Source organism: Clostridium sp. 19966 (genome assembly GCF_032335695.1).
In the GTDB taxonomy this organism is placed as follows: Bacteria; Bacillota; Clostridia; order Clostridiales; family Clostridiaceae; genus JACTOJ01.
Genome location: NZ_JACTOJ010000003.1, coordinates 24,947 through 39,248, shown reverse-complemented (window position 1 = coordinate 39,248; position 14,302 = coordinate 24,947). Strand labels below are relative to the sequence as shown.

The 14,302-nt window shown below is 32.4% G+C and carries 10 protein-coding genes; all 10 read right to left on the bottom strand.

The window, feature by feature from the left end; all coding sequences use genetic code 11:
• Positions 1-2: 2 nt before the first annotated feature.
• A complete protein-coding gene (locus IAI10_RS03615; protein WP_315671933.1) occupies positions 3-1,538 on the bottom strand; it encodes a polysaccharide biosynthesis protein in 1,536 nt (511 codons plus the stop codon).
• Between the two features lie 394 nt (positions 1,539-1,932).
• The gene (gene spoVT, locus IAI10_RS03610) at positions 1,933-2,487 is read right to left on the bottom strand and encodes a stage V sporulation protein T (protein ID WP_315671932.1); all 555 of its coding nucleotides are present in this window, start codon (positions 2,485-2,487) and stop codon (positions 1,933-1,935) included.
• A gap of 160 nt (positions 2,488-2,647) precedes the next feature.
• Entirely contained in the window at positions 2,648-3,679 is a 1,032-nt protein-coding gene (locus tag IAI10_RS03605) for a peptidylprolyl isomerase (protein WP_315671931.1), read from the bottom strand.
• A 95-nt stretch (positions 3,680-3,774) separates the two neighbouring features.
• Positions 3,775-7,293 carry a transcription-repair coupling factor gene (mfd, locus tag IAI10_RS03600; RefSeq protein ID WP_315671930.1) on the bottom strand — a complete coding sequence of 1,173 codons (3,519 nt, stop codon included), beginning with the start codon at positions 7,291-7,293 and terminating at the stop codon, positions 3,775-3,777.
• A 25-nt stretch (positions 7,294-7,318) separates the two neighbouring features.
• Positions 7,319-7,885 carry an aminoacyl-tRNA hydrolase gene (gene pth, locus IAI10_RS03595; RefSeq protein ID WP_315671929.1) on the bottom strand — a complete coding sequence of 189 codons (567 nt, stop codon included), beginning with the start codon at positions 7,883-7,885 and terminating at the stop codon, positions 7,319-7,321.
• A gap of 183 nt (positions 7,886-8,068) precedes the next feature.
• On the bottom strand, positions 8,069-9,295 hold the full coding sequence (locus tag IAI10_RS03590) for a trypsin-like peptidase domain-containing protein (RefSeq protein ID WP_315671928.1): 1,227 nt from the start codon (positions 9,293-9,295) through the stop codon (positions 8,069-8,071).
• 94 nt (positions 9,296-9,389) lie between these two features.
• Positions 9,390-10,808, bottom strand: a complete 1,419-nt coding sequence (locus IAI10_RS03585; protein ID WP_315671927.1) for an ATP-binding protein — start codon at positions 10,806-10,808, stop codon at positions 9,390-9,392.
• Entirely contained in the window at positions 10,809-11,495 is a 687-nt protein-coding gene (locus IAI10_RS03580) for a response regulator transcription factor (protein ID WP_315671926.1), read from the bottom strand. It lies immediately after the preceding gene.
• A 306-nt stretch (positions 11,496-11,801) separates the two neighbouring features.
• A complete protein-coding gene (locus IAI10_RS03575) occupies positions 11,802-12,761 on the bottom strand; it encodes a ribose-phosphate pyrophosphokinase (protein ID WP_315671925.1) in 960 nt (319 codons plus the stop codon).
• A gap of 108 nt (positions 12,762-12,869) precedes the next feature.
• Complete coding sequence (gene glmU / locus IAI10_RS03570; RefSeq protein WP_315671924.1) at positions 12,870-14,237, bottom strand: bifunctional UDP-N-acetylglucosamine diphosphorylase/glucosamine-1-phosphate N-acetyltransferase GlmU; 1,368 nt, start codon at positions 14,235-14,237, stop codon at positions 12,870-12,872.
• Positions 14,238-14,302 lie beyond the last annotated feature (65 nt).

The following is a 14,302-nucleotide window of genomic DNA, read 5'->3' as shown; positions in this document are numbered from 1 at the left end:
CTTTACCTTTTTAGTAATTTGTTTTTTACATAACCGTATTCAAATACTTTTAAAAATATTATCATGCCTATATAAAATATCCCACCTAAGCCTATACTTATTAATGATGCTATACTGTTACTCATTGTATTATTATAAACATACTTATATATGAAAACAACACCTATTATCATAATTACAGAGGCATAAGCCGGTTTTATGATAGTTTCGTAATAATTTATACGAATTCCTAATTTTTTATGTAATTCTATTATATTTAAGATTGTTGTTATAAAATATGCTGCAAGGCTGGCTATAACTGCACCATATATATTAAATTGAGGCATAGGAACAAGTATTAAGGTGATTATTATCTTAATAATGCAGCCTATTGCCAAATTAATTATTGGTTTAATGTAATTTCCGGTTCCTTGCAAAATAGATGTGGTGGTCTGAGTAAGTATTATAAACGGAATACTCAAGGATGCATATTTCAATATTTGATACCCTTCAGAATGTCCTAAAAATATCAAGCTAAGTACCTGATAAGAAAGAAAAAACAAACCACATAAAGATGGTAAGGCTATGACAATAGAAGTTTTTATCGCCATTTCCACTTTATTCATTAATTCCAGTTTTCTATTTAGTAATTTTGCTTCTGCTATTATCGGTACTAGGGAAGCTGACAAAGCTATAGATAAAGTCAAAGGTACATTTATAATTACCATAGCCTTGCCAGTGAGCTGCCCATATATAATCGCAGCTTCTTTGTAGCTGTAGCCAGCTACAAGTAGTTTCTGAGGTACTAATATAGAATCTATCACATTCATAATTGTACTTACTGCAGCTCCTAAAGATATAGGAATCGCTATACTTAAAAGTTCGCTCAAGACTTTCTCAGTATTTCCAACTTTTTTTGCCTTAAAGTTTTTTCTAAATTTTCTATATTGAGAAGATAGATATATAGCTCCTAGCATTCCCCCTCCAGCAGCTCCAAAAGCCGCTCCGCCAGCTGAATATTCGATGCCCTTTGGCAGCAATATGTATGCAAGTCCAACTCCAAAAATCACTCTTCCGACTTGTTCTGTTATTTGTGATAGAGCAGTTGGAGTCATATTCTGCATACCTTGAAAGAAGCCCCTGTATACACTCATAATAGATATAAATATAGGAGCAGCTCCTATGGCCATGAGAGAATATAAAGATTTGCTATCCCACTTTAACAAATTTATTATCTGAAAAGGAAAAACAAGAAATATTAAGGAAAATCCACCTCCAAGAATAAGCATGGTCATCATAGCCGTTCTCATTACCTGAAGCATTCCCGCCTCATCCTTATAGGCATTTCTCTCTGATATCATCTTAGATATAGCTACAGGTATTCCTGTGGCCAAGCCTATAAAAAACATATATAAAGGATATGACATCTGATAATATCCGACACCTTCATCCCCTATAAGCATTATTATTGGCCATCTAAAAAATAATCCTAAAAACCTTGTAAAAACTCCCGCTACTCCTAAAACTATAGTTCCTTTTATAAGAGATTGCTTTTTCATAAAATTCCTCCATATTAATAAAGAGTTATAATTATTATTTATTTAATAATAATTAATTTAGAACCATAGTTTAAATTGATTTTCCAATAAATTAGTCTTTGCAGGGAAGTTAAGAATTAAAAACAGAGATGTAACCTGTAAGACGCAAAAAAAGATAAGAAGTAAGAGTTAAAAGTTATGGTTAAAGTCCGCCTGCAGCGAATTTATACCTAAACTCTTCACTATTCACTCTTACTTCTTACCTTAAACATATTTCTTAACTTTTACTTTTTACTTAATAATCAAATTAGAATTTAAATTCATATATTATTTTTCATAATGTTCAAACAACTGTATATTTGAATTAATTTTTGTCAATAATTCAAATAAAGTAAGTGAGGAAGTAAACTCGTTTTTACTGCTCCATTTGCTTTCCTAAAAAGGCGGATGCAGTTTCGGCAAGTTTCATTTCTAATTCTCCAAACTTTTCCCCATTTTGTTTGGATAGTATTATAACTGAGCCTATTGCATCCCCTTCAGCTATTATTGGAGCTATGACTTGAGCCGAATATTTTTGCTCTGTATTTTCATCGTCATAAAGTTGGATAAGCTTGCCAGCCTTATCATCTAACAACACAGCTTTTCTATCTTCCATAGCTTTTTCTAGTGCGCTGCTTACTCTTTTTCCAATGTAATCTTTTTTAGGTGCTCCACTGGCTGATATTATAGAATCCTTATCAGATACTAAAATGATATGGCCTATTGCTTGCTGAAGGGATTCTGCGTACTCCGTAGAAAAATCGGTTAATTCTCCTATTGGAGAATACTTCTTTAATATTACTCCACCTTCTCTATCAGTAAATATTTCTAATGGGTCTCCTTCCCTTATTCTAAGAGTCCTTCTTATTTCCTTAGGAATTACAACTCTTCCAAGATCATCTATTCTTCTTACTATACCCGTAGCTTTCATAATATTACCTCCTAAATTATACTACATAAATTTATTTGTACTAATATTATCTTTCCTAATATGAAATTTTATGCACAAAATCGGAGTTTATTTGAAACATGAAAACCTTAATCCTTAAATAACAAAGACTGCCAAATAAATTTGGCAGTCTTTAAAGTCATTAGTAAATATTGCTATCTAATTTGCTTTCATAAGTAGTTACTTTGTACTTAGTTTTAAGCTTAGTTATTTCATCTGTAACGGCCTGATTTTTTTTAGTTGAGAGTACGCCTGCTTTTACTGTATCTTTAACTTCAGACAAAGGTTTCACCTTACTTTGAGTTACAACTCCTGTAACTTTTATTAGATGCCATCCAAATTGGCTCTTAACAGGTTGAGACAGCTCACCTTCTTTAAGTTTTTTAGCCGCATCTATAAATTCTGTTACCATACCGCTATTTTCATAAGTTACATATCCAAGGTCTCCGCCGTTATCTTTTGTTGAATCGGTATTATATTTTTTAGCCATATCAGCAAAAGTAGCCTTACCACTCAATATATCTGCTCTAACCTGCTTAGCCTCAGCCTCTGTAGGTATAACTATATTATACATCTCAGCTCCAGGCTGTGTTGTATATTTAGATATATCAGTATAATACTGTGATGAAATTTCGCTATCTGAAACCGTTACTTTACTTGTGTAATAATCTTTTACTCTATTAGCTGCAAAACTTTCTGGATTATCCTTTAAGCTTTCTCTTATGGCAAACTTATATGTATCTAAAGTATAACCTGCATCACTTAAGGCTTTTTCAAATTTTGTTTCGTCATTATCAAAAGAATCCTTTTTAGTTAAATCTATTTCTTTTTGAACTTCATCGTCAATATGATTTAAGTCTGGAACAAGTTTTAGAGTTTTGGCTTCAAAATAGAAAAGTTTAGTGTTAACCAAATTATCTAATGTAGTTTTAGCTGTACTCTTTAGAGAAGTCATAGCTTCGGAATTATTTAAATATCCGTTTCCATATTGCTGCTTTATACTATCGATATCTTGGCTCATAGTTTTTCTTACATCTGCTACGGTTATGGTTGCATCTCCAACCTTTGCTACTACTGTTTTGTCTTTGGCAGAATCTAACTTTTTTATGCATCCGGTAAATGATACTGCCATAACACCGGCAATAACCATACTTATAATTTTACTTGCCTTCATAACTTTTTACTCCCCCAGTCGTTATTGTCTTTTTTCATTATAAACATTTTTAGTACACTTTTCAATTGAGTATTTTACATAATTTTTTATATTCATTAATTGTTAGATACTTTTATCATATAGTCAAGCATTTCTTTAAAGACTAAAAGTGCGTCTTCTTTCTTTATTTCAGAAAGTTTAAATGCTATTGTAGGAGCGTCACCTAATTTAAATACTATTTTTTTACTATATTTAATCATGATAGCCTTTATTAGCTTATCTGTCAAATATTCTCTATTTTGAAATTGAAAATTAACCTGATTTCCTCTTTCCTTTATCTCTACGATTCCAAGTTTCTTACCCAGACTTCTTATATAAGCTATATTCATAAGATTATATACGGATTCAGGAATATCTGAAAATCTATCTACCAGTTCTTCTTCCACATCTTGAAAATCTTCTAAGGAGTCAATAGCAGCTATTTTCTTGTATACTTCTATTTTCTGCATTTCATCTTCAATATAATCATTAGGTATAAACGCATTAGTTTTTATTTCCACAATTGTTTCAACAGGTTCTTTAGTTATTTCTCCTCTTATTAGTTTTACTGTGTCTTCCAGCATCCTGCAATAAAGATCATAGCCTATGGAGGCCATATGCCCATGCTGAGCAGATCCCATCATGTTTCCAGCTCCTCTTATTTCTAAATCCCTCATTGCTATTTTAAACCCTGACCCAAGCTCCGTAAATTCCTTTATGGCCTTAAGCCTCTTCTCAGCAACTTCTGTTAGTATTTTATCTTTTTTATAAGTAAAATACGCATAAGCTATTCTATTGGATCTTCCTACTCGTCCTCTAAGCTGGTACAATTGAGATAATCCCATTCTATCTGCTTCATATATAATCATTGTATTTACATTAGGTATGTCTATTCCTGTTTCAATTATTACTGTGCATACAAGTATATCATATTCAAGGTTCATAAAGCCTAGCATTACTTTTTCCAATTCTCTTTCCGTCATTTGACCATGAGCAATAGCAACTCTAGCATCAGGAATAAGTTTTTTAATATAATCTGCCATAGCATTTATGTTCTCAACTCTATTGTTAACAAAATAAACTTGCCCGCCTCGGCCTATTTCTCTCAGAATAGCATCCTTTATAAGCTGGTCATTATATTCAACAACATAGGTTTGGATTGGGTATCTTTCTTCAGGTGGAGTTTCAATTACGCTTATATCCCTAACCCCTGTAAGTGACATGTGAAGAGTTCTAGGTATAGGTGTAGCTGATAAAGTTAAAACATCTATGTTCTTTTTGAAGTTCTTTATTTTTTCTTTATGTGTAACTCCAAATCTTTGTTCCTCATCCACTACAAGAAGACCTATATCTTTAAATTCTACATCTTTTTGTAAAATCCTGTGTGTTCCTATTAAAATATCTACTTCTCCTGATTTAACATTTTTTAATGTTTCTTTTACTTGAGTTGTTGTCCTAAACCTACTTATCATATCTATCCTAACAGGAAAATCAGAGAATCTTTTAACCATATTATTATAATGCTGCTCTGCAAGTATAGTGGTTGGAACCAGTATTGCAACTTGCTTTCCATCCATAACTGATTTAAAGGCAGCTCTAACAGCTACTTCCGTCTTGCCATATCCTACATCTCCGCATAATAGTCTGTCCATAGGCTTATCAGATTCCATATCTTTTTTTATGTCCTCCAAGGAAGTTAACTGATCCGGAGTTTCTTCATATGGAAATTCCTCCTCAAACTGTTTCTGCCAAACAGTATCACTGCTGAAGCTATATCCTCTCACAGTTGATCTTTCAGCATACAATTTTACTAGACTTTCAGCTATTTCATTAATAGATTTTTTTACTTTTGATTTTGCTTTAATCCACTCGCTGCCGCCAAGCTTATTTACTTTTGGTGACTTACCTTCGCTGCCTATATATTTCTGTACAAAATCCATTTGCTCTACGGGAACATATAGCTTATCATCATCATCATAACTTATTTCAAGGTAATCTCTTTTTAATCCATCTACCTCTAACTGCTTTATACCTTTATATACTCCTATTCCATGATTGCTATGTACAACATAGTCCCCCAGCTTTAATTCTGTAAAGCTTTTTATTTTTCCAACACCTTTTTGAGGGATTTTTCTGCTAGTTTTCCTTTTTGACTCTCCAAAAACCTCTTTATCAGATATTACGCATAATTTCAATTCAGGATATTCGTAACCTTTTAATTGATTTCCAAAGGTTATAACTACTTCTCCTGGTTTTATACTATCCACCTTATCCTTGTAAGCGCTTTCTATACCCTGTTCTCTCAAGGTGTTAGTAAGCCTTTCTCCCCTAGGTCTAGTTCCAGATAAAATCAAGATTTTATATCCTTCTTTTTTCTTTTCTTTTATATCATTTATTAGAATTTCTAGTTGTCCATGATAATTATGCAGCGTTATTTCTGAAAATTCTACTATCTCTCTTGGCGAAAAATCAGATTGTCCTCTGCCTATAGAACTCATTACTAAAAGTTTATTATGCAAAAGTCTGTTTAGCATATCTTCTTTATTTACAAGCAGCCTGCTCTGCAGAGGAAGTATATCTCCTCGTTCTAAGAAAGAAGTGTAGTTTTGTTCAAATTCAAAATATAAACTATCTAATTTTCCCTTACATTTTTGCATATCATCAATTACTATCAATGAATCTTTAATATAATCATAAAAGTCAGAACTTTTATCATAAAAATAAGGCAGAAAACTATCTATGGTTTCAAAGCCAGAATTATGTTCTAATAATTCTAAGTTCTCACTTATATAATTATTTAGTTTTTCATAAGCTTCTTTTTCTTCTCTTTCTTTAAATCCCTTTAGTGCTTTCTGAAAATCTTTGTTTATATTATCCATACCATTTTTTATATTTTCAGTTTCTAATATTATCTCTTTAGCAGGAAATATCTCTATATTATCAACCTTTTCAATACTTCTTTGGGATTCGGTATTAAAACTTCTTATAGAATCCACTTCATCATCAAAAAGCTCTATTCTAAAAGGCACAGAATAGGTAGGAGGAAATACATCTATAATTCCTCCCCTTATTGAAAATTGACCTTTACCATCTACCATATCCATTCTTTCATATCCGCATTGCACAAGCTTATGTGCAAATTCCTGTATTTGCAGCACATCTCCCACAGATATATTAAATGTGTATTTTTTATACAATTCTACCGGAATATAAGAGGATGCTAAAGCATCCATAGAGGTAACTATTATTTTCTTATTGCTATTTAGCATTTCTTTTATAACTTTAAGTCTTTCCCATCTTAGGTCCCCAGAAATAGCATATACGTTATAAAACACTACTTCTTTGCTAGGAAAATAAAAAACGTTTGGAGTAAAAAAACTTATATCCTCATATAAATTTCGGCACTCCACATCACTGCTAGTTATAACAAATATACTTTTATCAGCCTCTTCAAAAATTCCATTTATTAAATAAGTCCTGGAAGATTCCGAAAGACCATTTAAGGCTACTGGGAATCTATTTTTATCCAAGGCTCCCTTTAGTGCTTTAAACATTGAATTTTCCTTCAATGGGGTCATAAGTCCATTAAGTCTCATAAATAATACACCATCCTACAAACCTTTATTCTATGGTGATTCCATTGAATTTATTCATAGCTTCACTAACGCTAGAGTTTACTATAGTTTCAATAGACTCTACAACCATATCAAATGTTTTTTCTAATTTTATTCTCTCATTTTTATCAAAGCCGCTGAGCACATGCGACACCCAAGAACCCTTAGGTTTCCCAACTCCAACCTTTATCCTAGGGAATGCATCTGTGGACAGCATGGCTATTATATTTTTTATACCATTATGCCCACCAGCACTGCCCTTTTCTCTTATTCTTATTCTGCCTATATCCAAGCTCATATCATCATATACTATTATAATATTATCTATATCTATTTTGTAAAACTTTACAGCTTCCCCCACACTTTCACCGCTTAAATTCATGTATGTATGCGGTTTTAAAAGTATCACTTTTTTTCCACATATATTTCCCTCGCCAAATACCCCTTTAAATTTTTTCCTATTAATATCAATATTATACTTATCTGCTAATAAATCTACTACATCAAATCCTACATTATGCTTTGTTTTTGCATATTCGCTGCCTGGATTGCCTAGTCCAACTACAAGATACATAAATATTATTCCTCCAATTATATGATTCATGACATTCTTATTTAATAATACCCCACTTTTAAAGCTTTTAAAAGTAATTTTTGAATAAAAGCAAAGGTTAAACTATCTAAAAGGGGGCTTAACAACCTGGTTAAGCCCCGTTTAATTTATTGGGTTTTATATATAAATTTTAAGGTAAATCCGCTATTTATACTGTATGGTAATATCCATCATCTTACCATTTCTATCAATCTTAAGCTTTATAGCATCTCCCTTTTTAATGCTTCCAATAGCCTCTACCATTTGATCATAGGATTTAATTTTTTTGCTATTAACCTGTATTACGATGTCAGAGTATTGTATTCCTGCCTTATCAGCCGGAGAATCTTTAGCAATAGTTCTCAAATAAGCACCACTATTATGCCCTGCAGTTCCTCCGTCTATAATACCAATTTCAGATACCTGCAATTTAGCTTTGTCTGTAGTAGCCTCTTTTATGAACTTTGATACATCATTTATGCATATGGCAAAACCAGCACCTTGGGCATTCATTCTCAAACTAGTAATTCCAATAACTTCTCCTACCTCATTGCACAACGCTCCTCCGCTGCTTCCAGAATCTATAGCCGCATCGGTCTGCAGAGTATTATAGTTAAAAGTATTACCAGCTCCATCTGTATATTGTAATTTTTTATTTGTAGAGCTTATTATTCCAGCTGAAACAGTTCCAGCTAACTCTTCTCCTAAAGGATTTCCTATGGCTACAGCTATATCTCCAACTCTAACCTTAGAGGAATCTCCAAAATTAGCAGCTACAAGCCCTGGAGCGTCTATCTTTATAATAGCTAAATCTAAACTTTTATCCACACTTATAATTTTTGCTTCATAGGTTTTTGTAGTTTCATTAGGAAGCTTAACCATTATCTTATCACTATCTGATATCACATGATAATTAGTTATGATATATCCATCTGAGTTAAATATGATACCTGAACCTGAGAAACTATTGGTTTCCTTACCCAAAAAGCTTTCTGCACTATTGCTTATTCCTACTACAGTTGGCCCAACTTTTTCAGCAACATAATTAATGGAATTTTTAGGAACAACACTGCTGGAGGTTACATTTCCAGCTTGACTTGAATTTACAATAATGTTTGTACTTCCTTCATTATATTTCTGAGCTATTTTGGACATCTGATTATTCACTAGTACATAAGCAGTTGTTCCTCCTGACAAAGCTGCTACAAATAAGAAAACCATACCTCTGCAGATATATCTGATTTTTCTCTTTGTTTTATTGCTTCTAAAGTTAATAGTACCATAATTAATTATTGGGTCGCACTGATTACTGTCTTCTTTGATTATGTCTTCACCTTTATTATTCTCAAAATAGTTTAAACTGCTATTGTCGGAGATCTTTTGTCCTATCATATTTACCCTCCTAATAATCTTAACTTAAATCGTATCTCCATAATAAAAAATGTTAAGAAAAACCAATAACTAAGCTTTTATTTATAAAAAACTATCAATATGCTTTTTTTAGAGTAAAGTAAAAAGTTACCCCTTGCTTTTCGCCATTTTCAACCCAAATGTCCTGTCCTAGCTGAGTAAGAATATTTCTTACTATTGGTAATCCTAATCCTGTACTTTGCTTGTATGTTCTTGATTTATCCGATTTGTAGAATCTATCCCATATATGCCTTAAATCCTCTTGTGATATAGATGGTCCATCATTAAAAATGCTTACTAGCACATTGTCTCCTTTTGTTTTTGTAGTCACTCTTATTTTTCCGCCATCCCCTACATATTTTACGGCATTATCCAGAAGGTTAGTGACCACCTGTATAAGTCTATCTCGGTCACCTACTGCGTAAATATGTTCGTCCTGGAGTACCACATCCACCTTAAGCTTTTTAACATTAATTCTAGTTTCAAATCTTATCACGCTTAGCCTTATAATTTCATTAATATCAATTTCTGATATTACTAAAGAAAACTTTCCTGCTTCCATTGCTGAAAGATCCAAGAGTTCATTTACTAATCTAGTTAACCTCTGTATTTCTTCATAGGTAATCTGAAGATAATAATTCTCTTTGTCTTTTGGGATAACTCCATCCATTATTCCTCCTATAAAACCTTTTATAGAAGTTATAGGTGACCTTAACTCATGGGATACATTAGATATAAATTCTCTTCTGTTTTTTTCAACTTTTTCCAAGGAATCTGCCATAGAATTAAAGGACTCTGCTAATTCTGTGATTTCCTGCTTAGCATTAACCTTTACCCTTCTTTGAACTTCTCCCTTAGATATTTTTTTAGCTGAATCATTTATCTCCTTTAATGGATTAAAAATAGTTTTCTTAGTAAGGTAATATATTATATAAGCCGATATAGCCGTAAAAATTAGAGAAGTAAACCATATTATTGAGTATCCTTCACTAAGCCTAGAGCTAATTTTGCTTACGGGAATAACAAAAGCTACTGCTTTTATAAGGATTCCATTATCTAAAACAGGTTTAATATACATGTATGCATCATCATTAAACACTTGCCTATATTTATTTTCTCTTTGTATGGATTTATCATTTCTTAATTCATCCATATCTTCTTTATCAAAAAAATTATTGAATTCAAGATTAGTATAATTTGAACCCACCTGAGAAAATACATATCCCGAACCGTCCACTATAAGTATATCTGAATTTGAATATTGGTTTACAAAGGTCATATAATCTTTTAGATAATCTGCAAGATCAGACTCATCCTTATGCTGTTTAACTATATCTCCCATTACAGAAGCCTGAGAATCAAAAGTATCTCTAAGCTTATCGAAAGTATTATAATGATACCATATGGAAACAACAGCTGCTATTCCAGTGTTAGCGATAACCACAACTATAACAAACATTGTCAATGTATTTTTTACGATACCCTTATTCAGCATCTATTTCACCTCAAACTTATATCCTACACCCCAAACAGTTTCTATCTGCCAATTAGGACCTCCTTGAAGCTTTTCTCTCAGCCTTTTTACATGTACATCAACCGTTCTTGAGTCTCCTGGATAATCATATCCCCAAACTTCACACAAAAGCTGCTCTCTTGTAAATACTCTATTTTTATTGCTTGCCAAAAAGTGTAAAAGTTCAAATTCCTTAGGCGGCATTTTTATTTCTTCACCTTTATACTGCACATTGTATGAATTTACATCTACGCTAAGCTCTTGAAAAGTAAGGATTTCCTTATTTGAATTTTCACTATTGTATCTTCTTAAAACAGCCTTTACTCTCGCTACCAGTTCTTTAGGTTCAAAAGGTTTAACTATATAATCATCAGCTCCTAATTCAAGCCCCAATACCTTATCAAAGGTTTCTCCCCTAGCTGTAAGCATTATTACAGGTGTTGCGTGCTCCTTTCTTATCCATTTAAGTACGTCAACTCCATCTATATTAGGAATCATTATATCTAATAGAACTAAATCAGGCTTATACTCTATAAATGCATCTTGAGCTGCCTTGCCATCATGAACCACCTTGGTGGAATATCCTGAATTCTCCACATACATTTTTATTACTTCGCTTATGTTTACATCATCATCAACTATTAAAATTCTTGCTAATGAACCTTCCATTCATATACCTCCTAATTGTAGATAGGTTTTTTTTATCGCTCTCTATGGTAATTTTGGTATGCTGTTTATACTAAATAATTAATTGACCTAATTTCATTATTATCTCTTACATTAAATTTAACACATTTTAATTTAAATATTATATACTATTTTTAAAATGTTACAAATAATTTACTATTTTATTAGATTACATGATGAATTAATTTAAAACAGAACAAAATATAGATATTATAAAAGCTTGCATCATAGATAGAATTTATTGTTTCTAACCTATACATGCAAGCTTTTTATTGTTTAATCTAAAATTTATTCCTCAAACAACTTACTTATTGATACATCATCATATATTCTTTTTATAGCTTCAGCAAACAAGCTTGAAACTGAAAGTGATTTTATTTTAGGTATTTTTTTATCTTCTGATATTTTTATAGTATCTAACATGATAAGTTCCTTAATAGGACTCTTTTCTATTCTCTCTACTGCCGGTCCAGACAATATACCGTGTGAACAGCAAGCATATACTTCCTTGGCTCCTAGATTCATTAAAGCATTTGCAGCATTTGCAATTGTTCCTGCAGTATCTATCATATCATCAACCAATATGCATACTTTTCCTTTAACGTCACCAATTATATTCATAATTTCGCATACGTTAGCGCGGGGTCTTCTTTTATCTATTATGGCTATTGGTGCTCCTAGCTTATCGGCAAATTTTCTAGCTCTTGTTACACTTCCAAGATCTGGAGATACTACTACAACATCATCATTTTCCTTAAATCCTTTTCCAATAAAGTACCTTGCCAAAATAGGTGCTCCCATAAGATTATCTAATGGTATATTAAAATATCCCTGAATTTGAGCTGCATGAAGGTCCATGCTAAGCACTCTATCAGCTCCGGCCGTGGTTATGAGATCTGCTACAAGTTTGGCGGTAATAGGATCTCTAGCCTTCACCTTTCTGTCTTGTCTAGCATATCCATAATAAGGTATTACAGCTGTTATTCTTCCTGCTGACGCCCTCTTAAATGCATCCATAAGAATTAATAATTCCATAAGATTGTCATTCACTGGTGCATTGGTAGGCTGAACAACAAACACATCGGCTCCTCTTACAGTATCAAAGATATCTACGGATATTTCTCCATCGCTGAATTTACCAACCTTAGCATTACCAAGTTCTATACCTAAATCAGCCGCTATGCCTCTTGCTAATTCAGGGTGAGAATTTCCTGTAAAAATCTTTATATTTTTTCCGTGGGTTATCATTTGAATTTAGCCTCCTCTGTTTACTAATTTTAATTAGTAAATTGCTATTACAACAATTTTTTCATTTCAAAAATCATAATAGCAGTTTTTCTTTAAAAATATGTTTACTTACTTGTTAAGTTTTTTTCTTTTTACCCATCCTTCTACATTTACCTGACGCGCTCTAGCAATAGCTAGGCTATTTTCTGGCACTTCCTTAGTAATTGTAGACCCTGCTGCAATGTATGTATTGTCTTTAACTTCTACTGGTGATACAAGGTTTGTATTACATCCTATGAAAGCATTATCTCCTATGATAGTTTTATGCTTTGCTTTTCCATCATAATTAACAACCACTGTACCACATCCAAAATTGCAGCTTTCTCCAACTTGTGCATCACCTATATATGTAAGGTGAGACACTTTAGTGTTGTTTCCTATGGTTGATTTCTTTATTTCCACAAAGTCTCCTATACGAACATCATTTCCAATGCTGCTTTCAGGTCTTATATAAGCAAACGGTCCTACTGTAGTATTTTCTCCTATGGAGCTATCTAATACTACCGAGCTTTGTATTGTTACATTTTTTCCTATTTTACTATTATCTATTCTACTATTTGGATATAAAATAGTGCCTGTCTTTATTAGACTTCTTCCCTGTATAACATTGCCAGGATATATTACTACGTCCTGTTCTATAATTACATCTTTCTCTATATAAGTATTCTTAGGATCTATTAAAGTTACACCATTAGCCATATGATAGCTGGCGATTCTATCTCTCATTATAGCCTCTGCTCTTGCAAGTTCTATTCTAGAATTTACTCCTAAGGTTTCTTCAAAATCGGTGCTCACAGCTCCAACTTTTTTATTTTTTCCTTTAAGGATTCCTATCACATCTGTAAGATAATATTCTCCCTGAGCATTATTATTTTTTAATTCCTTTAAGCTTTCTTCAAGCATTTTAATATCAAATATATATACTCCTGAATTTATTTCGTTTATCTTTAATTCTTCTTCGCTGCAATCCTTATGTTCAATGATCTTATCTACTTCTTCTCCGCTCCTAACAACCCTTCCGTAGCCTGTAGGATTATCCACAATAGAAGTAAGCATAATTGCTGAATAACTGTTATTTTCAAAATAATTTATCATTCCTGTTATAGTATCTTCTCTTATCAGCGGAGCATCTCCTGTAAGTATGGCAACCATACCATCTTTGCCAGCTAAAAAATCTCCTGCAGATTTAATTGCATCTCCTGTGCCTAATTGTGCAAGCTGCAAGCTATATGAAACTTTATGCTCTTTTGTAGCTTCTTTAACCTTATCCGCACCTTTTCCTATAATAATATCAATGTCCTCTATTCCCGATTTATTTACAGTATCGATTACATGATTAACCATTTCTCTGCCGCAAACCTTATGAAGTACCTTAGGAATATCAGATTTGATTCTTTTTCCCTGACCAGCCGCTAGAATCAAAGCACATTTATACATCAAAACACCTCTTCATATAAAAAAACTTTTATTATTAGTTCTAAGAGCTATATTTTAAAACACAG

Coding starts and splice junctions, on each gene's coding strand:
- pth (WP_315671929.1), bottom strand. CDS start 7,885: ATGTATCTTGTAGTTGGACTAGGCAATCCAGGCAGCGAATATGCAAAA.
- mfd (WP_315671930.1), bottom strand. CDS start 7,293: ATGAGACTTAATGGACTTATGACCCCATTGAAGGAAAATTCAATGTTT.
- IAI10_RS03585 (WP_315671927.1), bottom strand. CDS start 10,808: ATGCTGAATAAGGGTATCGTAAAAAATACATTGACAATGTTTGTTATA.
- spoVT (WP_315671932.1), bottom strand. CDS start 2,487: ATGAAAGCTACGGGTATAGTAAGAAGAATAGATGATCTTGGAAGAGTT.
- IAI10_RS03580 (WP_315671926.1), bottom strand. CDS start 11,495: ATGGAAGGTTCATTAGCAAGAATTTTAATAGTTGATGATGATGTAAAC.
- IAI10_RS03605 (WP_315671931.1), bottom strand. CDS start 3,679: ATGAAGGCAAGTAAAATTATAAGTATGGTTATTGCCGGTGTTATGGCA.
- IAI10_RS03615 (WP_315671933.1), bottom strand. CDS start 1,538: ATGAAAAAGCAATCTCTTATAAAAGGAACTATAGTTTTAGGAGTAGCG.
- glmU (WP_315671924.1), bottom strand. CDS start 14,237: ATGTATAAATGTGCTTTGATTCTAGCGGCTGGTCAGGGAAAAAGAATC.
- IAI10_RS03575 (WP_315671925.1), bottom strand. CDS start 12,761: ATGATAACCCACGGAAAAAATATAAAGATTTTTACAGGAAATTCTCAC.
- IAI10_RS03590 (WP_315671928.1), bottom strand. CDS start 9,295: ATGATAGGACAAAAGATCTCCGACAATAGCAGTTTAAACTATTTTGAG.